This window comes from Micromonospora humi (assembly GCF_900090105.1).
Classification (GTDB): Bacteria; Actinomycetota; Actinomycetes; order Mycobacteriales; family Micromonosporaceae; genus Micromonospora; species Micromonospora humi.
Map to the genome: position 1 here is coordinate 19,104 of NZ_FMDM01000012.1, position 25,353 is coordinate 44,456.

General features: G+C 74.2%; 21 protein-coding genes and 3 pseudogenes. 12 read left to right on the top strand and 12 right to left on the bottom strand.

Annotation, left to right across the window (positions count from 1 at the left end; all coding sequences use genetic code 11):
- Positions 1–185 (bottom strand): annotated as a pseudogene (locus GA0070213_RS21620) (hypothetical protein); the annotation flags it as partial.
- A gap of 774 nt (positions 186–959) precedes the next feature.
- Between GA0070213_RS21620 and GA0070213_RS21625 the strand changes: the two are divergent.
- The gene (locus tag GA0070213_RS21625; protein WP_091067755.1) at positions 960–1,961 is read left to right on the top strand and encodes an NAD-dependent epimerase/dehydratase family protein; all 1,002 of its coding nucleotides are present in this window, start codon (positions 960–962) and stop codon (positions 1,959–1,961) included.
- Positions 1,962–2,006: 45 nt separating this feature from the next.
- Here GA0070213_RS21625 and GA0070213_RS21630 read toward each other — a convergent pair whose 3' ends face one another.
- On the bottom strand, positions 2,007–2,981 hold the full coding sequence (locus GA0070213_RS21630) for an Acg family FMN-binding oxidoreductase (RefSeq protein ID WP_091067758.1): 975 nt from the start codon (positions 2,979–2,981) through the stop codon (positions 2,007–2,009).
- A 184-nt stretch (positions 2,982–3,165) separates the two neighbouring features.
- Here GA0070213_RS21630 and GA0070213_RS21635 point away from each other — a divergent pair, with 184 nt between their 5' ends.
- Entirely contained in the window at positions 3,166–3,804 is a 639-nt protein-coding gene (locus tag GA0070213_RS21635) for a response regulator (RefSeq protein ID WP_091067762.1), read from the top strand.
- A gap of 9 nt (positions 3,805–3,813) precedes the next feature.
- Here GA0070213_RS21635 and GA0070213_RS21640 read toward each other — a convergent pair whose 3' ends face one another.
- Together GA0070213_RS21640 and GA0070213_RS21645 are read right to left on the bottom strand one after the other, a co-directional pair.
- Positions 3,814–5,481, bottom strand: coding sequence for a GAF domain-containing sensor histidine kinase (locus GA0070213_RS21640; protein WP_175441439.1), 1,668 nt, complete (start codon positions 5,479–5,481; stop codon positions 3,814–3,816).
- 92 nt (positions 5,482–5,573) lie between these two features.
- Positions 5,574–6,584, bottom strand: coding sequence for an Acg family FMN-binding oxidoreductase (locus GA0070213_RS21645; RefSeq protein WP_091067768.1), 1,011 nt, complete (start codon positions 6,582–6,584; stop codon positions 5,574–5,576).
- Positions 6,585–6,753: 169 nt separating this feature from the next.
- Between GA0070213_RS21645 and GA0070213_RS21650 the strand changes: the two genes are divergently transcribed.
- Positions 6,754–9,093 (top strand): heavy metal translocating P-type ATPase, encoded by a 2,340-nt coding sequence (locus GA0070213_RS21650; RefSeq protein ID WP_091067770.1) that lies wholly within the window; start codon positions 6,754–6,756, stop codon positions 9,091–9,093.
- A 47-nt stretch (positions 9,094–9,140) separates the two neighbouring features.
- On the opposite strand, the gene GA0070213_RS21655 is transcribed toward GA0070213_RS21650, so the two are convergent.
- The 6 genes from GA0070213_RS21655 to GA0070213_RS21680 form a co-directional block, all read right to left on the bottom strand.
- Positions 9,141–10,004 carry a universal stress protein gene (locus GA0070213_RS21655; RefSeq protein ID WP_091067774.1) on the bottom strand — a complete coding sequence of 288 codons (864 nt, stop codon included), beginning with the start codon at positions 10,002–10,004 and terminating at the stop codon, positions 9,141–9,143.
- Positions 10,001–12,403 (bottom strand): phosphoketolase family protein, encoded by a 2,403-nt coding sequence (locus GA0070213_RS21660; protein ID WP_091067780.1) that lies wholly within the window; start codon positions 12,401–12,403, stop codon positions 10,001–10,003. The genes GA0070213_RS21655 and GA0070213_RS21660 overlap by 4 nt, the downstream gene beginning before the upstream one ends.
- Before the next feature lie 128 nt (positions 12,404–12,531).
- A complete protein-coding gene (locus tag GA0070213_RS21665) occupies positions 12,532–13,362 on the bottom strand; it encodes a universal stress protein (RefSeq protein ID WP_091067784.1) in 831 nt (276 codons plus the stop codon).
- 66 nt (positions 13,363–13,428) lie between these two features.
- Complete coding sequence (locus GA0070213_RS21670; RefSeq protein WP_091067787.1) at positions 13,429–14,253, bottom strand: oxidoreductase; 825 nt, start codon at positions 14,251–14,253, stop codon at positions 13,429–13,431.
- Positions 14,250–14,813: a TetR/AcrR family transcriptional regulator gene (locus GA0070213_RS21675; protein WP_091067790.1), complete on the bottom strand. Its 564-nt coding sequence runs from the start codon at positions 14,811–14,813 to the stop codon at positions 14,250–14,252. The genes GA0070213_RS21670 and GA0070213_RS21675 overlap by 4 nt, the downstream gene beginning before the upstream one ends.
- Before the next feature lie 64 nt (positions 14,814–14,877).
- Complete coding sequence (locus tag GA0070213_RS21680; protein WP_091067793.1) at positions 14,878–15,678, bottom strand: PP2C family protein-serine/threonine phosphatase; 801 nt, start codon at positions 15,676–15,678, stop codon at positions 14,878–14,880.
- Between the two features lie 103 nt (positions 15,679–15,781).
- Here GA0070213_RS21680 and GA0070213_RS21685 point away from each other — a divergent pair, with 103 nt between their 5' ends.
- The 7 genes and pseudogenes from GA0070213_RS21685 to GA0070213_RS21710 all read left to right on the top strand — a co-directional run bounded on the left by GA0070213_RS21685 (position 15,782) and on the right by GA0070213_RS21710 (position 21,048).
- A complete protein-coding gene (locus tag GA0070213_RS21685) occupies positions 15,782–16,018 on the top strand; it encodes an HTH domain-containing protein (RefSeq protein WP_091067797.1) in 237 nt (78 codons plus the stop codon).
- Positions 16,018–16,215, top strand: a pseudogene (locus GA0070213_RS32785) (Clp protease N-terminal domain-containing protein); the annotation flags it as partial. The gene GA0070213_RS21685 and the pseudogene GA0070213_RS32785, both read left to right, overlap by 1 nt.
- 174 nt (positions 16,216–16,389) lie before the next feature.
- Positions 16,390–16,581 (top strand): annotated as a pseudogene (locus GA0070213_RS32790) (Clp protease N-terminal domain-containing protein); the annotation flags it as partial.
- A 104-nt stretch (positions 16,582–16,685) separates the two neighbouring features.
- A complete protein-coding gene (locus GA0070213_RS21695; RefSeq protein WP_091067804.1) occupies positions 16,686–17,693 on the top strand; it encodes a diacylglycerol/lipid kinase family protein in 1,008 nt (335 codons plus the stop codon).
- Positions 17,686–18,687: a YihY/virulence factor BrkB family protein gene (locus GA0070213_RS21700; RefSeq protein ID WP_091067809.1), complete on the top strand. Its 1,002-nt coding sequence runs from the start codon at positions 17,686–17,688 to the stop codon at positions 18,685–18,687. Before GA0070213_RS21695 ends, GA0070213_RS21700 begins: the two co-directional genes overlap by 8 nt.
- Positions 18,688–18,764: 77 nt before the next feature.
- Positions 18,765–20,255 carry a phosphatase PAP2 family protein gene (locus GA0070213_RS21705; protein ID WP_091067813.1) on the top strand — a complete coding sequence of 497 codons (1,491 nt, stop codon included), beginning with the start codon at positions 18,765–18,767 and terminating at the stop codon, positions 20,253–20,255.
- Between the two features lie 4 nt (positions 20,256–20,259).
- Entirely contained in the window at positions 20,260–21,048 is a 789-nt protein-coding gene (locus tag GA0070213_RS21710; RefSeq protein WP_091067816.1) for an endonuclease/exonuclease/phosphatase family protein, read from the top strand.
- Here the strand turns inward: GA0070213_RS21710 and GA0070213_RS21715 are convergent.
- Both GA0070213_RS21715 and GA0070213_RS21720 read right to left on the bottom strand, forming a co-directional pair.
- The gene (locus GA0070213_RS21715) at positions 21,045–21,680 is read right to left on the bottom strand and encodes a GAP family protein (RefSeq protein WP_091067819.1); all 636 of its coding nucleotides are present in this window, start codon (positions 21,678–21,680) and stop codon (positions 21,045–21,047) included. The genes GA0070213_RS21710 and GA0070213_RS21715 overlap by 4 nt on opposite strands.
- A 177-nt stretch (positions 21,681–21,857) precedes the next feature.
- Positions 21,858–22,820 carry a TIGR03557 family F420-dependent LLM class oxidoreductase gene (locus GA0070213_RS21720; RefSeq protein WP_091067821.1) on the bottom strand — a complete coding sequence of 321 codons (963 nt, stop codon included), beginning with the start codon at positions 22,818–22,820 and terminating at the stop codon, positions 21,858–21,860.
- Positions 22,821–23,080: 260 nt separating this feature from the next.
- Here GA0070213_RS21720 and GA0070213_RS21725 point away from each other — a divergent pair, with 260 nt between their 5' ends.
- Both GA0070213_RS21725 and GA0070213_RS21730 read left to right on the top strand, forming a co-directional pair.
- On the top strand, positions 23,081–24,469 hold the full coding sequence (locus tag GA0070213_RS21725; RefSeq protein WP_091067823.1) for a cellulase family glycosylhydrolase: 1,389 nt from the start codon (positions 23,081–23,083) through the stop codon (positions 24,467–24,469).
- Between the two features lie 343 nt (positions 24,470–24,812).
- Entirely contained in the window at positions 24,813–25,343 is a 531-nt protein-coding gene (locus tag GA0070213_RS21730) for a hypothetical protein (protein WP_245716498.1), read from the top strand.
- Positions 25,344–25,353 lie beyond the last annotated feature (10 nt).

A 25,353-nucleotide genomic window follows, 5' to 3' on the forward strand; every position in this document is an offset into this window, starting at 1 on the left:
ACGTTGGCGGTCTGCTCGTCGTTCAGCGCGATGGTGGACTGCTCACCCTGCACACTCGCCACCGCGACCGGCTTGGTGGCGGTGTGGGCGGGCTCGGCGTGCGCGGCGATCGGACCGGCGAACACACCACCGGTAAAGGCCAGACCGGCAACACCGAGGATGCTCTTACGCAGGATCGTGTTCATGGTGAGGGCTCCATTCGGGGGTCGACGCACCCCGTGGGGGGACCGGGGGTGCGGGGGCACCGTCAGGCGCTCAGAAGACTGGGGGATCCGGCATGCGCGCGGGGCAGGACGCTGCCTCGTCGCGGGTGCCGGGAGTGTGTGCAACGACCGGGCGGCCACCGTCATTCCCGGGGTGGGGGGGCGGCAGGTGGTCGGCGGTGCGGGGTGCGCTCGCCTTCCTCGGTCGTTCACCCGTCTACAACGCCCCGCACCCCGCGACGATTCCACCGCCAGCGTGCCACCCACCACCGCCGAACCGGACACCCACCCCATCCGGAACACCCGGCGGCACACCACCGGCACCCGCCCCGCACACACCCACCCCGTTCCACCCACACCCCACGAACCCCACGACTGGAACGCCACGGGTGCCTCAACGCCTCGCAGACACCCACAGCGTTCCGCCCGCGCCCCGCGCACCCTGCCGAGTGGGACGCCATGGGTGTCTCAGGGCCCGTAGGCGCCCACAGCGTTCCGCCCGCGCCGCGTACGGGAACAGGGCCTCAGGGCGACGCGGGCACCGCGACCGGGACCTCGCGGGTGTCTGAGGTCGCCGGCGCGCTCCCGAGCCGGTTGGCCAGCACCGTCGGGTCCGGGAGCATGACGGCCCGGCCGCGATCGACTCGCGGGGATGAGCGCCCCGCCCGGCACCCGCGCGGAAGCGTTCTGCCGTCGGCAGATCCGCTCACCGTGAACAGGGTGTCCCGGGCGGGGTTCGGGCGGCAGGGTGGGGTGATGCGACTGTTGATGCTGGGTGGCACGGGTTTCGTCGGCGGGGCGGTGGTCACGGAGGCGGTACGCCGGGGCTGGGCGGTGACCGTCTTCAACCGGGGGGTGAGCGGGGAGGCGCCGACCGGCGTACACCGGTTGCGGGGTGACCGGGACGAGCCCGGCGGGTTGGCCGCGCTCGCCGGCGGTGAGTGGGACCTGGTGGTGGACACCTGGGACGGCGCGCCACGGGCCGTGCGGGACGCGGCGCGGGCGGTGGCCGGCGCGGTGCCGCACTACGTCTACGTCTCCAGTGGATCGGTCTACGCGCCGCCGGTCGGCCTGGGCACCGGCGAGGAGGCGGCGACCGTGGCGGCGGAGCCGGACGCGGGCTTCGGCGACTACGCGAGCAACAAGGCCGGCGGGGAGCGGGCCGCGGTGGAGGTGTACGGCGACCGGGCGTTGCTGGTGCGGGCCGGGCTGATCCTCGGGCCCGGGGAGGACATCGGCCGGTTGCCGTGGTGGTTGCAGCGGATCGCCCGGGGCGGCGAGGTGCTGGCGCCCGGGCCGCGTGACCTCCCGGTGCAGTACGTCGACGTCCGCGACCTGGCGATCTGGCTGCTGGACCGGGGCGCCGAGGGCGTCGGTGGCGCGTACAACGTGGTCGGTCGCAGCGGCCACACGACGACCGGTGAGCTGCTCGACGCGGTGGTGGCCGCCACCGGGTCGACGGCGACGCTGCGCTGGGTGGAGCCGGGCCCGATCCTGGCCGCCGGGGTGGAGCCGTGGAACGACCTGCCGATCTGGATCCCGCGTGGACACGAATACCGGTGGTTGCAGGAGCGGGACGTGGAGCGGGCGTACGCGGCGGGGCTGGTCTGCCGGCCGGTCGCCGAGACGGTCGCGGACACCTGGCGGTGGCTGCGCGAGGTGGGCCGGGTGCCGGCACGGGCGGGGCGGCCGGCACGCGCCCCGGTGGGCCTGGCGCCGGAGCGGGAGGCGGCGCTGCTGGCCTCGCTGCCGGCCTGAGCCGGGGGCGCGGTGGACCGGCCCGGGCCACCGGGCGGCGCACGGTCAGGCCGGCACGACCGGCAGGTCCAGCACTTCGTCGACCGGCCGGCGCGGGGTGGCGCGGCCCGGCTGCCCGTACCCGATCCGCATCACCATCTGCGGGGTGCCGAACCGGCCCAGGGACATCCGCAGCGCCTCCCGCGCCCCCGGCACCTCGATCGGCTGGGAGAGCATCGACACGCCGAGCCCGGCATCGGTGGCGGTGAGCAGCACCCGTTGCAGCGCCTGCCCGGCGACGACCTGGTCGGTGCCGGTGTTGCCGGGCGTGCCGAGCACGGCGACGAGTGGCTCCGGTTCGAAGTCGCGGCCGGGGGCGCGGTTCCGCCCGCCGAAGCCGCGCTGGGGCAGCAGGTCCTGCGGCTCGCTCTGCGGCCCGCCGGCGGCGGCGGGCACCCCGTCCGGGGCCGGCTCGGAGCGGATCCACTCCACCCGCTCGGCCACGTAGGCGGGGTCGCGTTCCAGCACCCGGTGCGCGCTGCGGGCGACCTCGGCGAGCGCGTTGACCGCGCTGGCACCGATGACCAGCTCCAGCCAGCACTGCTCGGCCCGGGCCGCCTCGCCGAGCCGCCACCGCGCCTCGGCCGGCACCGGGTCGGGCCAGAACGGCGCGCGGTTGCTGAACCGGTGGGCGATCGCCCCGTAGAGGCCCTGTTCGGTAGGGGTGGGCCGGCGCGGCACGTCGGGCACCAGTCGGGCCACCACGTCCGGGTCGGCCGGGTAGGGGCGCAGCCGGACCGTGGCCGGGGTGCCCGCCACGGCGAGCGCCAGCCGCAGGTTGAACAGTGCCGCCCCGCAGGCGATCCGCGCCCCCCAGCCGGTCGGGTCGGTGGCCGGCAACCCGCGCAGCGGGTCGACGGCGACCTCGATGCCGCCGTCGTGCAACCGGAAGCGCCACGGCTGGGTGTTGTGCAGCGACGGCGCGCGTACCGCGTCGGCGACCGCGGCCCGCAGCTGCGAGACGGTGTATCCGGTCGTCATGGTCGTGCTCCCTCCGTGCGTCGCCGGCTCCCCGGTCGGTCCACCCCCACCGTGCGGCACCGGTGCCGGCCCTGGTCAGGGCCGGAGGTCCCCACCTGGGCGGGACCGTCCGTCCCGGGTCGGCGCGCGACGGACGGGACCTTCGGCCCGTGCGGGGGTGCGGTGCGGCGGGTAGAAAGGACGGATGATCCGGGTGTTCCTGCTCGACGACCACGAGGTCGTCCGTCGTGGCCTGGCCGACCTGCTCCAGAGCAGCGGCGACATCGAGGTGGTCGGCGAGTCCGGCCTCGCCCAGGAGGCGACGCGGCGGATCCCCGCGCTCCGCCCCGACGTGGCGATCCTCGACGCCCGGCTGCCCGACGGCAACGGCATCGACGTCTGCCGGGACGTCCGCGCCGTCGACTCGTCGATCAAGGGCCTGATCCTCACCTCGTACGAGGACGACGAGGCGCTCTTCGCGGCCATCATGGCCGGGGCGGCCGGCTACGTGCTCAAGCAGATCCGCGGCACCGACCTGGTGGACGCGGTCCGCCGGGTGGCGGCCGGTCAGTCGCTGCTCGACCCGGCGATCACCACCCGGGTGCTGGAGCGCATCCGCAGCGGCGTGGAGCAGCCGCGGGAGCTGAAGTCCCTCACCGAGCAGGAACGGCGGATCCTGGAGTACGTCGCCGAGGGGCTCACCAACCGCGAGATCGCCGGGAAGATGTTCCTGGCCGAGAAGACGGTGAAGAACTACGTCTCCAGCGTGCTGGCGAAGCTCGGCCTGGAACGGCGGACCCAGGCCGCGGTGCTGGCCACCCGGCTGCTCGGCAAGACGCACTGACCCGACCGGTCAGCCGAGCGGGACGCTCCAGCGCAGCTCGGTGCCGTGCGGCTCGACCCGGCGCAACGTGAACCCGCCGTCCAGCCGTTCGGCCCGCTCACGCAGGTTGACCAGGCCACTGCGGGCCGCCTCCGGATCGCAGCCGACCCCGTCGTCGGTGACGGTGACCTCGACCCGGCCGGCGTCCACCGCCACCCGCACCGCCACCCGGTCGGCGTGCGCGTGGCGGACCGCGTTGGAGAGCGCCTCGCGTAGCACGGCGACCAGCTCGGGGCGCAGCTCGTCCGGCACGGCGCTGTCGATCGGGCCGACCAGCTCCAGGTCGGGCCGGTGGCCGAGCGACTCGGCGGCCACCTCGATCGCCTCGCGGATCTCGGTGCGCAGCGCCGCGCTCATCGGGGTACGCAGCTCGAAGATGGTGCGGCGGATGTCGCGGATGGTGGCGTCCAGGTCGTCGACCGCCTGGTTGATCCGCTTGGCCGTCTCGGGTCGGGCGTTCATCGCCCCGCTCTGCAGTTGCAGGCCGGTGGCGAAGAGCCGCTGGATCACCACGTCGTGCAGGTCGCGGGCGATCCGCTCGCGGTCCTCCAGGACCACCAGCAGCTCCCGTTCCTCCTGCCCGCGGGCGCGTTCCATGGCCAGCGCGGCCTGGCCGGCGAAGCTGGCGAGCAGCGCGAGGTCGTCGTCGGCGGCCGGGGCGTGGTCGGGCCGGTGCGCGATCACCAGCACGCCGTGCAGCGTGTCGGCGGCGGCGAGCGGGGAGACCACCGCCGGCCCGGCGATCACCGGGCGGGGCCAGGGCGCCGCCGCGGCGAGGTCGTCGACCTGTTCGTGGCGGCGTTCGGTGGCCGAGCCGGCGAAGCTGGTCTCGGCGGCCGGCAGGACCGCGCCGACGAGTTCCCGGGCGATCGGGTCGGCGCCGTCGACCACCTCGACGGTGAACTGTGCCTCGTCCTCGTCGTAGAGCAGGACCAGGGCCAGCTCCGCCTCGGCGACCTCGCGGGCGCGGCGGGCCACCAGCGACAGCGCGTCGGTGCGGCGGACCTCGCCCAGCAGCACCGAGGTGATCTCGGCGGTGGCGGCCAGCCAGCGTTCCCGCCGGTGCGCCAGCGCGTAGAGGCGGGCGTTCTCGATCGCCACGCCGGCCGCGGCGGCGAGCGCGGTCACGATCTCCTCGTCGTCCTCGGTGAACTCGGCGGCGCCCTGCTTCTCGGCCAGGTAGAGGTTGCCCCAGACGTGGTCGCGGATGCGCACCGGAACGCCGAGGAAGCTGTGCATCGGCGGGTGGTTCGGCGGGAAGCCGTACGACCGGGGGTGGCGGGTGATGTCGGGCATGCGCAGCGGCTTCGGCTCGTCGATGAGCAGGCCGAGCACGCCCCGCCCGTGCGGCAGCTCGCCGATGCGGGCGTGCAGTTCGGCGTCGATGCCGTGGACGATGAAGTCGTGCAGCATCCGGTCGGGGCCGATCACGCCGAGCGCGCCGTAGCGGGCGCCGGCCAGCTCGCACGCGGACTGCACGATCCGCTGCAACGTGCTGCGCAGGTCGAGGTCGGAGCCGATGCCGACCACCGCGTCGAGCAGCGCGCGCAGCCGCTCGCGGCTGGTGACGACCTCGCCGACCCGGTCGAGCATCTCCTGGAGCAACTCGTCGAGACGGACCCGGGACAGCGGGGTCAACCCGAGCGACGGCGTGACGTGCTCGTGCCGGGGGTTCGGTGCGGCGGTCACCGGGCGATGCTATCGCCCGGTGGCGCGCGCCGACGAGACCGTCAGGCCAGGTGGCCCCGGACCGCGGAGGTGTCGACGGTCTGCGCGGCGTCCAACCGCGGGGTGTGCGGCGGGCCGGCGTGCTCCGGGTCGGCCACGCCGAGGCGCATGCTCAGGTAGGGGTGGCCGAGCCCGGCCAGCATCTGCCGGAGCACCTCGCGGGTGCCGTCGACCTCCACCACGCCCGACAGCGGCACCACTGACACCCCGTGCCGGGTGGCTTCCAGCCAGGCGGCGGAGAGCGCCTCGCCGGCGCGCAGCCAGCTCTCCGGCTCGTCCTCGGAGCCCCAGAGGATGGCGTAGACGGCGGCCTTGTCGTGGCCGGGGCCGATCGGCAGCGAGCCGGGGGCGCCGAAGTTCCGGCCCGGCACGGTCGTCTGCGCCGGCTGGTCGGGCAGCACCTCCGGCGGCAGGCCGGTGCCGGTGCCGGCCCGGTTGGTCCAGTAGGCCAACTCCTCGCGCAGCTCCGGGCTGTCCGCCTCGACGGCGGCGGCCTGCTGCGCGGCGCCGGCCAGCTCGATCTTCTGCATGTCGTCGAGGAGCTGCAGGTTGACGCCCTCCCGGGTGGCGGCCCGGTCGATGTCGCCCAGCACGGCGGCGGGGATCGGCTCGTCGCTGACCGGCCGCCGGTCGGTGTGCCGCACCTGCATGCACTGCACCAGGCGCATGGCGTCCGGGTCGGCGCCGGTGTGGCGCAGCCCGGTGAGCCGGGCCACCAGGTCGGGCCGGTGCGGGTCGGGCAGGCGCTCCACCACCGGGGTCCAGCCCTCGGCGGCCAGCGCCACCCGGGCGTGGTGCAGCGCGGCGCCGCAGCTCACCACCAGGAGCCGGCCCTCCGGGTCCATGGCGCTGAGGTGCCGGTCCTTGACGACCCGCAGTTCGAGCGCGTCCGGGAGGACCGTCCAGTGCCACGGCTGGGTGTTGTGCACCGACGGGGCGTGGCCGGCCGTTCCGGCGGCCTCCGCGAGCGCGGTGGTCAGCGGGCGATCGGTAGCCGGCGTCTCGTGGCTCATCGTCACGACCTTTCCTGTTTCTCCCCATCGTGCCCCACGCCCGGGACGCCCGGGCGGGGTTGCCGCTCCATCCTCGGGCATGCCCGGACGGAGCGCACGGGTCCTTGTGCCTACCGGATTACCCGCGTTCGCCCTACCTGCGCCACTTCGGCACTGAGACGATCCGCACGTGGGATCCGAACCGCGCGAGTGCGTACCCGAACGGCCGGCCCGTTCCCGGCGGGCCGTGACGGCCGAGTGGGCGCCGCTGGCGCTGCTCACGCTGGCCGTGCTGGGCGGCGCGGCGCTGTGGTTCGCGGGGGCGCGGGGCGCGGCCGACCTGGTCTGGGCCGCCGTCACCGTGCTCGCGCTGGCGCCGGCCGCCTGGTCGGTGCTGCGCGAGCTGTGGCGCCGGCAGTTCGGGGTGGACGTGATCGCCGTGCTGGCCCTGCTCGGCGCGCTGCTGGTGCGGGAGTACCTGGCCGGCGCCGTGATCGCGGTGATGGTCGCCACCGGGCGGGCGTTGGAGGAGTACGCCCGCCGCCGCGCCACCCGTGACCTGCGGGCGCTGCTGGAACGCGCGCCCCGCCAGGCCCGGCGGCGCACCCCGGACGGCGGGATCGAGGTGGTCGAGCTGGATCGGGTGACGGCCGGTGACCGGCTGGTCGTCGGTCCCGGTGACGTGGTGCCGGTGGACGGCACGGTCGAGGAGCCGGCCACGCTCGACGAGTCGGTGGTGACCGGCGAGTCCCGGCTGGTCGGTCGCGCCGCCGGGGAGCAGGTGGCCAGCGGCGTGGTCAACGCGGGCGCCGGGTTCGGCCTGCGGGCCAGCCGCAACGCGGCGCAGAGCACGTACGCCGGCATCGTCCGGCTGGCCGGCGAGGCCACCGCGCGGAAGGCCCCGATGGTGCGCCTCGCCGACCGGTACGCGGCCGCGTTCGTGCCGTTCACGCTGCTGCTCGCCGGCCTGGCGTGGCTGTTGTCCGGCGAGTTCGTGCGGGCGGTGGCGGTGCTGGTGGTGGCCACCCCGTGCCCGCTGCTGCTGGCCACCCCGATCGCGGTGGTGTCCGGGCTGTCCCGGGTGGCCCGCCGGGGCGTGCTGGTGCGCGACGGCGGATCGCTGGAACAGCTGGGCCGCGCCCGTACCCTGCTGCTGGACAAGACCGGCACGCTCACCGCCGGTCGGCCCCGGGCCGCGGAGACCGTGGTGGCGCCCGGCGGCGACCGGGACGAGGTGCTGCGGCTGGCCGCCTCCGTCGAGCAGCTCTCGCCGCACGTGCTGGCCGCCGCGCTGGTCCGGCAGGCCCGCGAGCGGGGGTTGCCGCTGGCCGAGCCGACCGGGGTGACCGAGGAGCCGGGGCGCGGGGTGACCGGGCGGGTGGACGGCCGCGAGGTGCGGGTCGGTCAGCTCGACGGCGAGCCGCCGCCGTGGGCGGACCGGGCGCGCGAGCGGGCCGAGCTGTCCGGCCGCTCCACGGTGTGGGTCAGCGACGGGCACGGGCCGCTCGGCGCGATCCTGCTGGAGGACCCGGTGCGCCCGGACGCCCGGCGGACCGTGCGGCGGCTGCGCGAGGCCGGGCTGACCCGGCTGGTCATGGTGACCGGCGACCGGCCGCGCACGGCCCGCCAGGTGGCGCAGGTGGTGGGCGTGGACGACGTGATCGCGCGCTGCTCGCCGGGGGAGAAGGCCGATCGGGTACGCGCCGAGTCGGCGCGGGCGGTGACCGTGATGGTCGGCGACGGGGTCAACGACGCCCCGGCGCTGGCCGAGGCGCACGTCGGGGTGGCGATGGGCGCGACCGGGGCGACCGCCTCCGCCGACGTCGCCGACGCGGTGCTCACCGTGGACCGGCTGGACCGGCTCGCCGACGCCGTGGAGATCGCCCGGTACGCCCGGCGCATCGCGGTGCAGAGCGCCACCGTGGGGATGGGGCTGGCGGTGCTGGCCATGCTGGTGGCCGCCGCCGGTCGGCTGCCGCCGGTCGCCGGCGCGTTCCTCCAGGAGGGCATCGACGTGCTGGTGATCCTCAACGCGCTGCGCGCCCTCGGCGGCGGCCTGCGGCGGAGGGACGTGCCCGCGCACACCCGGGAGCTGCTCGACCGCTACGAGCGGGAGCACGGCGGCGTGCGGGACGTGCTGGCCCGGCTGCGGGACACCGCGGACCTGGTGGCGACCCGTCCCGACGACCCGGCGTGCGGGCCGGCGCTGCGCGACGTGCACCGGCGGTTGACCGAGGAGGTGCTGCCGCACGAGGAGGCGGAGGAACGGCAGCTCTATCCGGCGCTGGCCGGCCCGCTCGGCAGCGACGAGGCGACCTCGACGATGAGCCGGGCGCATGTGGAGATCGTCCGGCTGGTGGAGCGGATCGGCGGTCACCTGGTGACCCTGGACGGCCGGGTGCCCACGGACGAGGCGCCCGACCTGCTGGCCGCGCTCTACGGCCTGGACGCCGTGCTGCGCCTGCACCTGGCCCAGGAGGAGGAGGACTACTTCTCCCTCAACCCCGCCGACGGGCCGGCGGGGCGTTAAGCGGGGCCCCCTCCTATGCGGAATGCGTTAAGAAGGGGCCCCGCCTTTCACTCGCGCACGACGGCGACGGGGCAGTGGGCGTGCTGGATGAGCTGTTGGCTGACCGAGCCGAGCAGCATGCCGCGCAGGCCGCCCCGGCCCCGGCTGCCGACCACCACCAGCTGTGCCGACCGGCTCGCCTCCACCAGCAGCGACGCCGCGCTGCCGGGGACCGCCGAGATCTCGATCGGCACGTCGGGGAAGGTCTCCCGCCACGGGGCCAGCTCCGACTCGGCGGCGGTCCGCTCGCCCGCCGCGACGTCCTCCGGGTCGAAGTCCGCGGGCGACCACCTGTCGCCCGGCGGCTCCCAGACCCGCAGCACGCGCAGCGGCACGTCGCGCTGGGCGGCGCGCTCCACGGCGAAGCCGAGCGCCCGCAGCGCCGAGGGGGAGCCGTCCGAGCCGACCACCACCGGCCCGGACGTGACCGCCCGGCCGTCGCGGACCACCACCACCGGGCAGTGCGCGTGCGCGGTGACGGAGACCGCGGTGGAGCCGGCGAGCAGCCCGCCGAAGCCGCCGTGCCCCCGGCTGCCGAGCACCAGCAGGCCCGCCTCGGCGGAGCGTTCCTGGAGCACCAGCGCGGGCGGGCCGTCGAACACCTCGCCGTGCACGGTGATGCCGGGCCGCTCGGCGGCGGCGTCCGCCGCCGCCTTGCGGACCAGTTCCTCGACCTGGCGCCGGGCGTTCTCGTCCGGCCAGATCCCCGGGGCCACCCCGGGGCCGATCCAGCCGGCCACGGTCAACCACTCGAAGACGTACGCCAGTCGTATCGGCCGCCCGGAGCGGCCCGCCTCGTCCAGCGCCCAGTCCAGGGCCACCGACGCGTCGGTGGAGCCGTCGTAGCCCACCAGGATCTCGTCGTCGCTCATGCGTCACCCTTCAGGGCCGGGTCGGTCTCGCGGATCCACCGCCACTCGGCGACCCGGGGGCCGTCCTCGCCGTGCTCGCGGGTGTAGTCACGGCAGGCCTGCCGGGCGTCCACCATCTCCTGGCGCAGGTGCGCGGCGCGCGAGCGCAGCCCCGGCACCCGGTCGATGACGTCGATGACCAGGTGGAAGCGGTCCAGGTCGTTGAGCATCACCATGTCGAACGGCGTGGTGGTGGTGCCTTCCTCCTTGTAGCCGCGCACGTGCAGGTTCTCGTGGTTGGCTCGGCGGTAGGTGAGCCGGTGGATCAGCCACGGGTAGCCGTGGTAGGCGAAGATGACCGGCTTGTCGCGGGTGAAGATGGTGTCGAACTCGTTGTCCGGCAGGCCGTGCGGGTGCTCCGAGGGCGGTTGCAGCCGCATCAGGTCGACCACGTTGACCACCCGCACCCTCAGGTCGGGCAGGTGCCGGCGCAGCAGGTCGGCGGCGGCGAGGGTCTCCAGCGTCGGCACGTCGCCGGCGCAGGCGAGCACCACGTCCGGCTCGGCGCCGTCGTCGGTGCTGGCCCAGTCCCAGATGCCGAGGCCGCGGCGGCAGTGTTGGACCGCCTCGGCCATGGTCAGCCAGTTCGGCGCCGGCTGCTTGCCGGCCACCACCACGTTGATGTAGTGCCGGCTGCGCAGGCAGTGGTCCATGGTGGAGAGCAGCGTGTTGGCGTCCGGCGGCAGGTAGACCCGGACCACCTCGGCCTTCTTGTTGACCACGTGGTCGATGAAGCCCGGGTCCTGGTGCGAGAAGCCGTTGTGGTCCTGGCGCCAGACGTGGCTGGAGAGCAGGTAGTTCAGCGACGCGATCGGCTCCCGCCAGGGGATGTGCCGGGTCACCTTGAGCCACTTGGCGTGCTGGTTGACCATCGAGTCGACGATGTGGATGAACGCCTCGTAGCTGGTGAAGATGCCGTGCCGGCCGGTCAGCAGGTAGCCCTCCAGCCAGCCCTCGCAGAGGTGCTCGGAGAGCACCTCCATCACCCGGCCGTCGGGGGAGAGGTGGTCGTCGCCGGGCTCCCGGCGGCCGACGAACGCGCGGTCGGTGACCTCGAACGCGGCGCCGAGCCGGTTGGAGGCGACCTCGTCCGGGCCGAACAGGCGGAACGTCTCCGGGTTGCGGGTGATCACGTCGCGGACCCAGGGGCCGAGCGTGCCGGTGGCCCCGGCGACCGTGCCGCCGGGCTCCTCGACGTCGACGCCGTAGTCGCGGAAGTCCGGCAGGTCCAGGTTGCGCAGCAGCTTGCCGCCGTTGGCCACCGGGTTGGCGCTCATCCGCCGGTCACCCGTGGGCGGCAGCGTGGCCAGCTCGGCGACCGGGCCGCCGGTGGCGTCGAACAGTTCCTCCGGGCGGTAGCTGCGCAGCCAGCGCTCCAACTCGGCCAGGTGCGCCGGGTTGTCACGCACCTCGGCGATCGGCACCTGGTGGGCGCGGAACGTGCCCTCGACGCGCTTGCCGTCCACGTCCGCCGGGCCGGTCCAGCCCTTCGGCGTGCGCAGCACGATCATCGGCCAGCGGGGGCGTTCGACGTCGCCGCCGGAGCGGGCCCGGCGCTGGATCCCGGTGATCTCGTCGACCGCCCGGTCCAGCGTCGCGGCGAGCACCTGGTGCACGGCCGTCGGGTCGTCGCCCTCGACGACGTACGGCTGGTAGCCGTAGCCGCGCATCAGGTCCAGCAGGTCGTCGGTGGGGATCCGGTCCAGCACCGTCGGGTTGGCGATCTTGTAGCCGTTGAGGTGCAGGATCGGCAGCACCGCGCCGTCGCGCGCCGGGTTGAGGAACACGTTGGACAGCCAGCTGCCGGCGAGCGGGCCGGTCTCCGCCTCGCCGTCGCCGATCACGCAGGCGACCAGCAGGTCCGGGTTGTCGAACGCGGCGCCGTACGCGTGGCTCAGCGCGTATCCCAGCTCCCCGCCCTCGTGGATCGAACCCGGCACCTCCGGCGCCACGTGGCTGGGGATGCCGCCGGGGAAGGAGAACTGGCGGAACAGCCGCTGCATGCCGGCCTCGTCGCGCGGGATGTGGTGGTAGAGCTCGCTGTAGGTGCCCTCCAGCCAGGTGTTGGCGACCAGCGCGGGGCCGCCGTGGCCGGGGCCGGTGACGAAGATGGCGGACAGGTCACGCGCGACGATGACGCGGTTGAGGTGCGCGTAGAGCAGGTTGAGGCCGGGGCTGGTGCCCCAGTGCCCCAGCAGGCGCGGCTTGACGTGCTCAGGCTTGAGCGGCTCGCGGAGCAGCGGGTTGTCGAGCAGATAGATCTGCCCGACGGTCAGGTAGTTCGCCGCCCGCCAGTAGGCGTCCAGCCGGCGCAGCTCGTCGTCGGTCAGGGGGCTGTGCAGGTCCAGCGCGGTGTCCATGCTGCGTTAGCCTCTCGTGGCTCGGGGTCGTCTGCCACTCGGGGAGGAAACTGCCGTCCCCGGCGCGTCCACTCTCGCCGCCGGCCGGGGGCGACGGTCAGGGCCGTAGGTCCCGGGTCGGGCGGGTGTCACGGCCCCTCCCCGGCGCCCGGGTCGAGCCCGCGTACGACGATCAGCGGAGCCGGCGAGTGGTAGAGCAGGGACTGGCTGACCTCGCCCAGGCTGGACTGCACCGGCCCGTCACCGCGCGCGCCCACCACGACCAGTTGCGCCGAGCGGGACCGGTCGAGCAGGACGGTGCGCGGGTCGCCCCGCACGGTCTGGCAGTCGGCGGCCACCCGGGGGTGCCGGGCGGCGTGCCGGTTGACCGCCTCCTCCAGCACACCGTCGTCGCCGTCGCGGCGTTCCGGTTCGACCACCCGGACGGCGAGCAGCCGGGCGCCCCGGCGTTCGGCGCAGTCGAAGGCGTACCCGAGGGTGGCGTGGGAGCCGGGCGAGCCGTCCCAGCCGACCAGCAGCGGCCCGGGCGGGGCGGGCTCGGACCGGCCGACCAGGACCGGGCAGCCGGCCCGGGCGGCCAGTTCGACGGCCGGCGCGTCGGCCGGTACGCAGGCCGGGCAGGTGGCCATGCCGCCGTCGCCGAGCGCGACCAGGAAGGCGGCGTCGGCGGCCCGCAGCAGCGCCTCGACCGGTGAGCCCTCGACGATCTCACCGCTGACCGGCACCTCCGGCGCGGCGTCGGCGACGATCCCGCCGGCCCGTTCCAGCGCGTTCTCGGCGTCGATGCGGGTGCCGCCGGCCGGGGCGGGGCCGCCGGTGGCCGCCCAGTTGAACGCGTGCACCAGGTGCAGCGGCCGGTGGTGGGCCGCGGCCTCGTCGGCGGCCGTGCGGACCACCGACAGGGCCTCCGCCGACCGGCCGACGCCGACCACCACCGCGCCGTGGCTGGGTGCGGCCATGCCGGCTCACCTCCCGAGCGCGCTTTCCACCCACGGTAGTCGGGCGGCCGGGCCGGCCGGAGCGGGTCAGCGGAACTGGAGGCGGTTGACCGCGTCGAAGAGCCGGGCGCCGAACAGCCGGCGGGTGTGCACCATCGCCCAGGCCGCGGCGGTGACCAGGTAGCGGGTGCGGGGCCGGCGGGCCACCACGGCCCGCTCGATGGTGCGGGCCACCGCCTCCGGCGGGGCGGCCAGCAGCCGGCTGCGGTAGGACTTCGCCATCGCCGCGTCGACCGCGGCGACCATCCGGTGGTACGGCCCGGCCGGGTCGGCGCCCGCGCCGAGCGAGGACGCGGCGACCGCGCCGAAGCCGGTGCGGATCAGGCCCGGCTCGATCACCGCCACGTCGATGCCGAACGGGCGGGTCTCCTGGCGCAGCGCGTCCGAGACGGCCTCCACCGCGTACTTGCTGGCGTGGTAGTAGCCGCCGCCGGGGAAGACCAGTCGGCCGCCCATCGAGCTGACGTTGACGATCCGGCCCCGGCCGGCGCGGCGCATGCCGGGCAGCACGAGCTGGGTGAGCCGGGCGAGCCCGAAGACGTTCGTCTCGAACTGGGCGCGCACCCGCTGCATCGGGGTCTCCTCGATCGGGCCGTACTCGCCGTAGCCGGCGTTGTTGACCAGCACGTCGACCTGGCCGTGGGCGGCCTCCACGGCGGCGACGGCGGCGCGCATGGACGCCTCGTCGGTGACGTCGAGGGGGAGCAGTCGGGCGCCGGTGTCGGCCAGGTCGGCGATCGCGTCGACCTGGCGCGCGGTGGCGTAGACGGTGAGGTCGGGGCGGCGGGCGAGGCGCGCGACGGTGGCCCGGCCGATGCCGGAGGAGGTGCCGGTGATCAGGACGGCGGTCATGCGGGGTCTCCCTGGTGGGGTAGGCCGGCGACGAGCAGCGCGACGCCGTCGCGCAGCCGCTGCCGGGGCAGGTCGGGGTCGGTGAGGTCGGCCTCCAGGCCGCGGGTGAGCGCGACGAGCACGTCGGCCACCGCGCGGGCCCGCGGCCCGGCGGCGTCCGCCAGCGTGTCGGCCACCAGCCCGGTCAGCTCGGCGGTGTACGCCTCGACGAGGTCACCGGTGAGCTTCCCGCTGGCGTCGAGCAGCTCGGTGGCGTGCGGGCTGTCCCGGTGCAGGGTGAGGGTGAGTTCCAGCTTGGCGGCGAGCACGTCGTGCAGCCGGCCGGTCAGGTCTCCGCCGGCGGTGGTGGCGGCGCGGCGGGCCCGGTCGAGCGAGTCGGCGAAGAGCCGCTCGGCCAGCCGCCGGTAGGCGTCGTCCTTGTTGCGCACGTACTGGTAGACCGCGGGCCGGGACATCCCGGCGGCGGCCGCGATGTCGTCCATCGTGGTGCGCCGCATCCCGTGCCGGGTGAAGCACTCGTACGCGGCGGTCAGGATCGTGTCCAGGCGGGCCTCTGACATGCTGACGATTCTTGCACAGAATGTCAGAGTGTTGCGAGTGGTTCCCGTCACGCCGCCCCGGCGGTCAGCGCGGCGCGGGCAGCGCCGGATGCACGCGCAGGACCACGGCGGTGGCGTTGTCCTCGCCGCCGGCGTCCAGGCTGGCGTCGAGCAGGGCCCGGACGGTGCGTGCCGGGTCCCGCCGGGCGGCCAGCAGGTCCCGCAGGCGGTGGTAGCCGAGCTGGTCGCTCACCCCGTCGGTGCAGAGCAGCCAGGTGTCGCCGCGGCGCAGTGGGACGCAGAGCAGGTCCGGGTCCGGCGCGTCCGGGTGGCCGACGTAGCGCAGCAGTTGGTAGCGGGCCCGGGCCGCCTCCGGCGAGTCCGCCGCCCACCACCCGTGCAGCAGGCCGAGCCAGGCCATCGTGTGGTCGACCGTGACCAGCTCCAGCATTCCGTCGCGCAGCCGGTACGCCCGGGAGTCGCCGAGCTGCACCAGCCACCCCTGGCCGCCGGTCGGCTCGACCGCCAGGGCGGTGAGCGTGCAGCCGGTCAGCCCGGTCCGGGCCGCGCCGGCCCGGCGTACCCGTCGCTGGGTCTCGGCCGTGGCGGCGCGCAGCCCGGCGGCGTCGACGGCCGGCCAGGCGGCGCGGACCTGGTCGACGAAGGTCCGCGCCGCGGTGGCGCCGGCCGCCCGGCTGCCCTCGCCCTCGCCCATGCCGTCGCAGACCACGGCCAGCGGCAGCTCGTCGTCGACGTGCAGCACGTCGTAGTTCTCCGGGTAGCGGTGCCCGACCACGCTGCCCCCGGCGACCTCCAGGGTGAGCCGCCCGGCGGTCAGCCGGCGCGCGGCCTCGACCGGCCGGTCCAGCGGACGGCGACGGAACACCTACGGAACGTAACACCGGCGTCGTCGGTGGGTGGGTAGGCGACGGCGTGTCTCCTGTCAACCGGGGTTGACGCGAGTCCGGTTGTCAACCTACATTGACAGCATGAGTCATGCGACGGAACTCGCGGCGGCGGCCGGCAGCACCGACCCCAAGGTCGGCCTGCGTGCGGTGCTGGCCCTGCGCCGGCTGCTCGAACGGCTCGAGGTGGTCCAGGTGGACAACGCCCGGCGTCAGGGCTGGTCCTGGCAGGAGATCGCCGACGCCCTCGAGGTCAGCCGGCAGGCGGTCCACAAGAAGCACGCCGGGCGACCGGCGGTGCGCGAAAGCTGGGAGGCGTGATGTTCGAACGATTCACCGACCGGGCCCGGGCCGTGGTGCGCCACGCGCTCGTCGAGGCCCAGACCGAGGGCCGGCGTCCGGTCGGCACGGAACACCTGCTGCTCGGCGTGCTCGCCGACCGCGACAACCTGGCGGTCCGCCTGCTGGCGGCCGACGGCATCGACGCCGACGCCCTGCGCGCCGCGGTGGCCCGCCACACCGTGCGGGGCGTCGACGGCCTCGGCGCGGCGGACGCGGCCGCGCTGCGCGAGATCGGCGTCGACCTCGCCGCGATCGTGGCCCGCATCGAGGAGTCCTTCGGCCCCGACGCGCTGCGCGAGGCGACGCCCCGCCCGCGCCGGTGGTGGCGCCGCCGGCACGACAGTGGCCGGTTCTCGCCGCGGGCGAAGAAGGTGCTGGAGCTGTCGCTGCGGGAGGCCCTGCGGCTGCGCCACCGGCACATCGGCACCGAGCACATCCTGCTCGGCCTGCTCCGGGAGGGCAACGGCCTGGGCGCGCAGGTGCTCGTCGAGGCCGGCGCCGACGTCGACGACCTGCGGCAGCGGGTCGAGGTGGCGCTGCGCGAGGCGGCCTGACGCCGGGTCCGGATTCCAAACCTCTTTGCGGTCCTCGCAACGACCCCGCCCGCCGGGTCGCCGCCGCGCTCCGCGTCCTGCACACTGACGCCGTGGACGGTGCAGAAGAGAAGCTTCCGGTGACCGCGGAGAACCGGACCCCGCGCTCCGCCGTGGTGGTCAACCCGGTGAAGGTGGCCGACCTGGACGAGTTCCGGCGGGTCGTGGACGGCGCGCTCAACGCGGCCGGCTGGCCGGCGCCGACCTGGTACGAGACCACGGTCGAGGACCCGGGGCGCGGCCAGGCGGAGGAGGCCGTCAAGGCCGGGGCCGAGGTGGTCTTCGCCTGCGGCGGCGACGGCACCGTGATGGCCTGCGTCACCGCGCTCGCCGGCACCGAGGTGGCGCTCGCCGTGCTGCCCCAGGGCACCGGGAACCTGCTCGCCGCCAACCTCGGTCTCTCCAACGACCTGGGCGCCGGGCTGGAGGTCGCCGTCGAGCGCGGGATGCGCCGGCTCGACGTCGGCGTGGTCGACGACCAGTGCTTCGCGGTGATGGCCGGGATGGGCTTCGACGCCCAGATGCTCGACTCCACCTCCGAGACCACCAAGAAGCGGATCGGCTGGCCGGCCTACCTGGTCGGCGCGGCCCGCCACCTGCGGGACCGGCCGATGCGCGTCTCGGTGCGCATCGACGGCCGGCCGCCGCTGCGCCGCCGCGCCCGCTCGGTGCTGGTCGCCAACGTCGGCCGCCTCCAGGGTGGGGTGCGCCTGCTCACCGACGCCGAGCCCGACGACGGCTGGCTCGACGTGGCGGTGCTGACCCCGCGCACTGTCGGTCACTGGCTCGCCATGGGCTGGGCGCTGGTCCGCCGCACCGGCAGCGTGCCCCGGATGGAGGTGTTCCGGGCCCGCACCGTCGAGATCGCCAGCAACCGGCCCCAGCCCCGCCAGCTCGACGGCGACCTGATCGAACCCGGGCGCTCGCTCACCGCCACCATCCGGCCCGAGTCGCTCTGGCTCTGCGTCCCGCAGCCGGAGGACCACCCCGACCTCGCCGAGGACGCCAAGGCCGCCGCGGAGCGCGGCGAGCGTCTGGTCGAGGACGCCCGCCGTGAGTAGCACCAAGCTCGTCCCCGAGACCCGGCTGATGACCCAGAACGAGCTGTCGGCCGACGACGCCTGGCACACCCTGCGCCGGCACGGCGGCTGGTGCCTGCTGCGGGACGCCTTCATCCGGTTCCGCTACGGCGACGGCTTCAGCCACTCCCGGGCGCTGGCGTTCCAGCTCTGCCTCGCCGTGGTGCCGTTCCTGATCGCGCTCACCGGCCTGATCACCGACCTCGGCGCGGACGAGGGCGGCAAGGTCGTCGCCGACACGGTGCTGGCGATCACGCCGGGCCAGAGCGAGTCCATGGTGCAGGAGCTGCTGACCGACTCCGACCGCACCGAGGACGTCGGCGAGCTGGCGCTGACCCTCGGCCTGATCACCGGGCTGGTCGCGTTGACCACCACGATGGCCCAGATCGAGCGGGGCGCCAACCGGATCTACGGCGTCGAGCGGGACCGCCCGGCCTTCCCCAAGTACGTGCGGGCCGCGGTGCTCGCCGTGGTCGCCGGCGTACCCGCGCTGATCGGGTTCCTGATCCTGGTCGGCGGCGGCGCGGTCGGTGACTCGGTGCGCCGGCACTACGAGTGGGGCGAGGCCGCCACCGTGGTGTGGGACGTGGTCCGCTGGCCGCTCAGCCTGGGCCTGACCGTGCTCGCCGTCGCGGCGCTGTTCCGGCACGCGCCCCGGCGCAAGCAGCCCGGCCTGTCCTGGCTCTTCTTCGGCGCCGGCATCGCCATCGCCATCTGGTGGGTGGCCAGCCTGCTGCTCGCCGCGTACGTCAAGTACGGCGGCGGGTTCGGCCAGACCTACGGCGCGTTGACCGGCATGATGGCGCTGCTGCTCTGGGCCAACCTCACCGGAATGGCGCTCTTCGGTGGGCTGGCGTTCGCCGCCCAGCTGGAGGCGATGCGGATCGGCGTGGAGGAGCCGGCCCAGCCGGACCTGTGGGAGCCGGACGCGCAGCGCCAGGAGCTGCTCGACACCGGCGAGATGACCGCCCTCTGACGCCGCGCCGGTACGGCGTGTACAAAACACGCCGATCGGGTACAGCGCGCCTCGCAGAAGAACAAGGGAGGTGCGGTGTGACCGCGGTCAAGGAATCCGGGCGCCGACCGCTCGGCCACTTCGCCGAGCGGAGCCTGGTCGGCCTGCTCGCGGTGGCCGGCGCGGGCGTCGCGTTCGGCGTGCTGCTGATGCTCGTCCGGTTCCGCTGGAGCCCGCTGCAGGACGCCGACCACGAGGCGGCCGAGTGGTTCAACAACCTCGTGGCCCCGCACCACCCGCTGGTCACCGTGCTCCAGGCGATCACCGACCTGGGCGGGCGACCGGTGCTGATCTGGCTGATCACCATCGCGGTGGTGGGCCTGCTGATCCGCCGCCAGTCCCGGCTGGCGGTCTACCTGATCGTCACCGGTGTCGGCGGGCTGATCCTCGACCCGTCGCTCAAGGCGCTGGTCGGCCGGCTGCGCCCGGTGGTGGACGTGCCGATCGCCAGCGCGCCCGGCAACAGCTTCCCCAGCGGCCACGCGCTCGGCTCGTTCGTCGCGTACGGCGCGCTGCTGCTGGTGTTCCTGCCCGCCATGGCGCCGCGCTGGCGCAAGCCGGCCATCGCCATCGCCGCCGTGCTGGTCTTCCTGGTCGGGCTGACCCGGATCGCGCTGGGCGTGCACTTCGTCTCCGACGTGCTCGGCGGCTGGCTGCTCGGGGCGGCCTGGCTGGGCGTCACCGCGTATGCCTTCCGGCTGTGGCGGCGCGAGCGCGGCCGGCCGGTTCCGCCGCTGACCGAGGGCCTGGAGCCGGAGGCGGGCGAGGAGATCACCCCGGCCCCGGCCGAGGAGAAGGTGCTGGAGCACCCCCGCTCGGCGGTGGCCGAGCTGCTGGTCGGCTGGGTGATCGTGTTCGGCGCGCTCTACGCGTTCGGCATGTACGTCAGCTACCACGCCAAGGGCACGGTCTTCGACTGGCTCGACACCGAGGTGCCGCGCTGGTTCGCCGCCCGGCACACCGACGCGCTCACCGACCTGAGCTGGTGGTGGAGCAAGTTCGGCGACACCCACGCCATCCTGCTGGTCTCGCTGGTGTTCTGCCCGATCGTGCTGGCCGTGTGGCGCCGGTGGCGGCCGGTGTTGTTCGTGGTGCTGGCCATGTTCGGCGAGCTGAGCCTCTTCCTGGCCAGTGCCCGGGTGGTGGAGCGGCCGCGCCCGCCGGTGGAGAACCTGGACGGGCAGATGCCCACCTCGTCGTTCCCGTCCGGGCACATCGCGGCGACCATCTGCCTCTGGGTCGCCATGGCGATCATCGTGTTCCCGCGCACCGACCGGTGGTGGCGGTGGCTGTTCGTGGCGATGGCGGTGATCATGCCGGTGGGCGTGGCCACCTCCCGGATGTACCGGGGCATGCACCACCCGACCGACTTCATGGGCGCGATCATCCTCGGCACGCTCTGGCTGTCGCTGCTCTGGTGGGTGATCCGGCCGAACGCCGACGTGGCGCAGGGCAACCAGCCGGAGATCGAGTCCGAGCAGGTGGACGAGCTGGACGACGAGCTGGCCAAGGCCGGCCGGCCGGAATGACCCGATGCTGCGGCTGATGACCTGGAACATCCGCACCGGCGGTCGGGACCGAGACGGCACCGACCGCCGGGACCGGATCGTCTCGGTCGTCGCCGCGCACCGCCCGGACGTGCTGGCGTTGCAGGAGCTGCGCGGGTCGGACCGCACGCTGGGCGGGCTGGCGCAGCGGCTGGGCATGGCGCCGTACCTGGCCCGGTCCTGGTTCGGCCAGCCGGTGGCGGTGCTGGTCCGCCCGCCGCTGCGGGTGCTGCGCGCCGGCCCGGTACGCCGGCCGTTCCACCACGCCGCCGCCCGGGTCCGGGTCGCCACGCCGGCGGGACCGCTGACCGTCTTCAGCACCCACCTGAACCCGTACTCGGGCGGGCGGCGGCGGATCGAGGCCGGTTGGCTGGCGACGGCGGTGCGGCGCGGCGGGGGAGAGCTGGCAGTGCTCGCCGGGGACCTGAACACGCTGGAACCGGACGTGGACCACGCCGACCGGCTGGCCGGGCTCGCCGCCGCGTACCGACGCCGGCACCTGCGTCGCGACGGCCGTACCGTGGACACCCGCGCGGTGGCCCGCCTGCTCGACGCCGGTCTGGTCGACCTGTGGCCGCGCGCCGACGGCGACGGGCTGACCGTGCCGACCGGGCACGGCGGCGCGGAGTTCGCCGGGATGCGGCTGGACTACCTGCTCGCCACGCCGGCGCTGGCCGCGCGGGTCCGGGCGGTCCGGGTGGTCCGCGACGGCGACGCGGAAACCGCCTCCGACCACTACCCGGTGCTGGCCGAGCTGGACGTCGCACCCGGCTAGGCGAGGTCGGACAGCACGATCGCCACGAAGATCAGGATGACCGCCTCGCTGATGATCCAGGAGTGCGCGTTGGACCAGTCGCGGATCGTCGGCAGCAGCCGTTCGGCGCGTGCGCCCAGCAGCACCAGCGCGAGCAGCGGCAGCGCCAGCAGCAGCACGGTCAGCACCAGGAACGGCAGCAGGTGCCACCACGGCTTGTCGTGCCCGGCCAGGCTGCCGGCCACCGAGGCCATGGTGACCTCGTCGCTCGGCATGGCCAGGAAGAGCAGCAGGCCGAGGCCGAAGGCGAACGCCGGCTTCGGGTCCTCCAGCTTGCGCATCCAGCCGGGCGGCTGGTTCCGCCCGCGCCGGAGGAACGTGATCACCATGAGCACGAGCAGCAGCGCCAGCACGATCCAGTCGATCAGGTGCCGGCTGCCGCTGTCCTTCGTGCCGTTGCCGGCGCCGTGCCGGATCGCCCGGAACACGCCGTACCAGACGGTCAGCGGGACCAGCGTGCCCAGCGCGGCACCGGCCAGGTAGGCCACCGAACTGCGGCGCGGGTCGCGGCTGGCGGCCAGGAAGACCGCGCTGATCAGCTGCGGCCCGGCGACCATCACCAGGGTCAGCGGCAGCACGGTCAGCAGGTTCATGGCCTCATTGTGTTGTCGCCCCGGCGGCGGCGCGGCCGGTTCTAGAGGATCAGGTTGAGCAGCACGGTCAGCACCACCGACGCCACGATCGAGAAGAGGATCATCAGGAGGCAGCCGACCCCGCCGCCGGCGGGCCGGATCTCGGTGTTCCCGATACGCATGTCGCGGGCCCTCCCGTCACAGCTCGCGCAGTCGGGGCAACAGCTCCTCCTGGGCCCAGTCGAGGAACATCGGCTGGCTGTCGCCGCCCACCTGCACCAGCGCCACATGGGTGAAGCCGGCGTCGACGAACTTCTTGAACGCCTCGACGTGCCGTTCGGTGTCCGGGCCGCAGGAGATGCCCTCGGCCACGTCCTCCTCGCGGACGAACTGGGTGGCCGCGGCGAACGCGTCCGGGTTCGGCAGGTCGGCGTTGACCTTCCAGCCCATCCCGAACCAGCGGAACTGGTCGTGCACGATCTTGCGGCACTCGTCCTCGTCGGGGCCGTAGCAGATGGCCACCTGGCCGTAGCGGGGGCGGCCCGCGCCGCCGGCCTCCTCGTACATGTCGACCAGGTGCGACAGCGGGTCGGTGGCGATCATGGCGTCGGCGTACTCGGCGGCGAGGGTGGCCGACTGGCGGCCGGACGCGGCCACCGCCATCGGCACCGGGCGCTCCGGCCGGTCCCACACGTACGCGTCGGGCACGTCGAAGTGGTTGCCGGAGAACGTCAGCGTCTCGCCGTTGAGCAGCGGCCGGATGATCTGCAGCGCCTCCTCGAACATCTCGTGCCGCTGCTGCACGTGCGGCCACCCGCCGACCACGTGCTCGTTCAGGTTCTCCCCGGCGCCGAGGCCGAGCGTGAACCGCCCGTCCGAGAGCACCCCGATGGTGCTGGCCTTCTGCGCCACCACGGCCGGGTGGTAGCGGCGGATCGGGCAGGTGACGAACGACAGCAGCTCGGGCCGGGTGGTGGCGTGGGCGACCGCGCCGAGCACCGACCAGGCGTACGGGGAGTGGCCCTGCGACTCCAGCCACGGGTAGTAGTGGTCGGACATGACGAGGTGGTCGAAGCCGGCCGCCTCGGCGCGCACGGCGTGGTCGACCAGGTCCTTCGGGCCGGCCTGCTCGCACATCAGGGTGTAGCCGACGTTCACCATGTCGCCTCTCCTTCCGGGTGGATCGTCCCGGGATACCCCGTCGGGCGCGGATCAACCTTGACGAGTGGTTTGCCGCTGCCTATATTCCGGCTTAACCGGTTCATGCCGGGGAGGCGCACCATCCTGTGGTGGGGATGACCGCCCCTGCGGCGGCCCGTGTCGACACGGGCCGCCGCAGGACTTAACCGGTTGCTTTCAGCGGTCCATCGGCCTACGCTGATGCCGGCGTCCGGGACCGCCGCCACCTTCTGAGGACAGCCATGAAGAAAATGCTCTCCGTCGCGGGCGTCGCCCTGCTGACGGCCCTCACCGCCGTCTTCGCCTTCGGGCAGCCGGCGCAAGCCGCCACCGGTTTCTCCGTCTCGAACGGCCGGCTCTACGACGCCAACGGCACCGAGTTCGTCATGCGCGGCGTCAACCACGCGCACACCTGGTACCCGCAGCAGACCAGCTCGTTCGCCAACATCAAGGCGCTCGGCGCCAACACCGTCCGGGTGGTGCTGGCCACCGGCGACCGCTGGACGAAGAACAGCGCCGCGGACGTGGCCAACGTGATCTCGCTGTGCAAGACCAACCGGCTCATCTGCGTGCTGGAGGCGCACGACACCACCGGCTACGGCGAGGACGGCGCGGCCACCACGTTGGCCAAGGCGACCGACTACTGGCTGAGCATCGCCGACGTGCTCAAGGGCCAGGAGAAGTACGTCATCGTCAACATCGGCAACGAGCCGTTCGGCAACCAGGGCTACGGCGCCTGGACCACCGACACCTCGAACGCGATCAAGCGGCTGCGCGCCGGCGGCCTCACCCACACGATCATGGTGGACGGCCCGAACTGGGGCCAGGACTGGTCGTTCACGATGCGCGACAACGCCGGCACCGTGTTCAACGCCGACCCGCAGCGCAACACCGTCTTCTCCATCCACATGTACGGCGTCTTCGACACCGCCGCGGAGATCACCGACTACCTGGGCCGGTTCCGCAGCGCCGGGCTGCCGATCGTGGTCGGCGAGTTCGGCTTCAACCACTCCGACGGCAACCCCGACGAGGACACCATCATGTCCTACGCCCAGGCCAACCGGATCGGCTACCTGGGCTGGTCGTGGAGCGGCAACGGCGGCGGCGTGGAATACCTGGACATGACGACCGGCTTCAACCCGAACCAGCTCACCAGCTGGGGCCAGCGCATCTTCGCCGGGGCCAACGGCATCACCGCCACCTCCCGGGAGGCCTCGGTCTACTCCGGCAGCTCGCCGACCCCGACGACGAGCCCCACCACCAGCCCGACCACCGGCCCGTCGCCGACCACCAGCCCCAGCCCGACCACGCCGCCGACCACGACGCCCCCGCCGGCCGGTGGCTGCACCGCCACTCTCACCGTGGTCAACTCGTGGCAGGGCGGCTTCCAGGGCGACGTCAAGGTGACCGCCGGCTCCGCCGCGATCAACGGCTGGACGGCGAAGTGGACGTTCGCCAACGGCCAGACCGTCAGCCAGGCGTGGAACGCCACGGTCAGCAACAGCGGGTCGGGCTTCACCGCTCGCAACGTCGACTACAACGGCCGGCTCGGCGCCGGCGCCAGCACCACGTTCGGCTTCATCGGCAACGGCAGTGCCGCCACGCCGGCGGTGACCTGCACCGCGAGCTGACCGACCAGCGCATCGGTGGCCGGGTCCGCGCGGACCCGGCCACCTCTCCTCGCGTACGCCCCTGCGCTGCGCTCCGGTCCCGTCCGTAGTGCCTACAAACTTGATGACGTGGACGAGTCACCGTCTCGACTCGCTTACGTCATCAAGTTTGTAGGCACACGAAAGACCGATCCGCCCAGCTCGGGTGGAGTCCTGGGCGGTGCGCCCGTCCGACGGGCGCACCCGCGCGCCGAGGGCACCCTGCCGTACAGTCTGGCGCGCGCTGGGCCGACCGGTCGGCGCGCGATGGTCGGGAGGGGACGCGATGAGTACACCGGGGACCAGGGGACGACCGTCGGGGCTCGTGATCGGCTCGCTCGTGGCCATCTCGTTCGGGACCGTCTTCATCATGGTCAACAGCGGCGGCCTGCCGTCGCCGTGGCCGCTCGTGCTGCGGATCGCCGGTCTGGTGGTGGCCGCGCTGCTCCTGGTCGGCCTGTTCCGGGTGGCCCGCCAGGCCACGCCGGCCGCGCAGGGGTCGGAGGCGGCGGGGTTCATGGACCGCCGCTACTGGATCGTGGTGGCGCTGGAGGCGGTCGCGCTCTTCGGCGGCCTCGCTGTCATCAACAACGTGCTCGACCGCCCCGCCGTGGCGGTGGCCTGGGTCGCGGTGGTGGTCGGCGTGCACTTCTTCGGCCTGGCCGCGGTCTGGAAGATGCCGCGCTACCACTGGCTCGGCGCCGTGATGACCGCGCTCGGCCTGGCCGGTTTCCTCACCTACGCACTGGGCGGTGACGCCGGTGCGGTCGGCCTGATCTCCGGCGTAGGCTGCGGCGCCGCCCTCTTCGCCACCGTCGCCCTGGCCCTGCGCGACACCACCTCGCGCATCAGTTGACCAAGGAGTT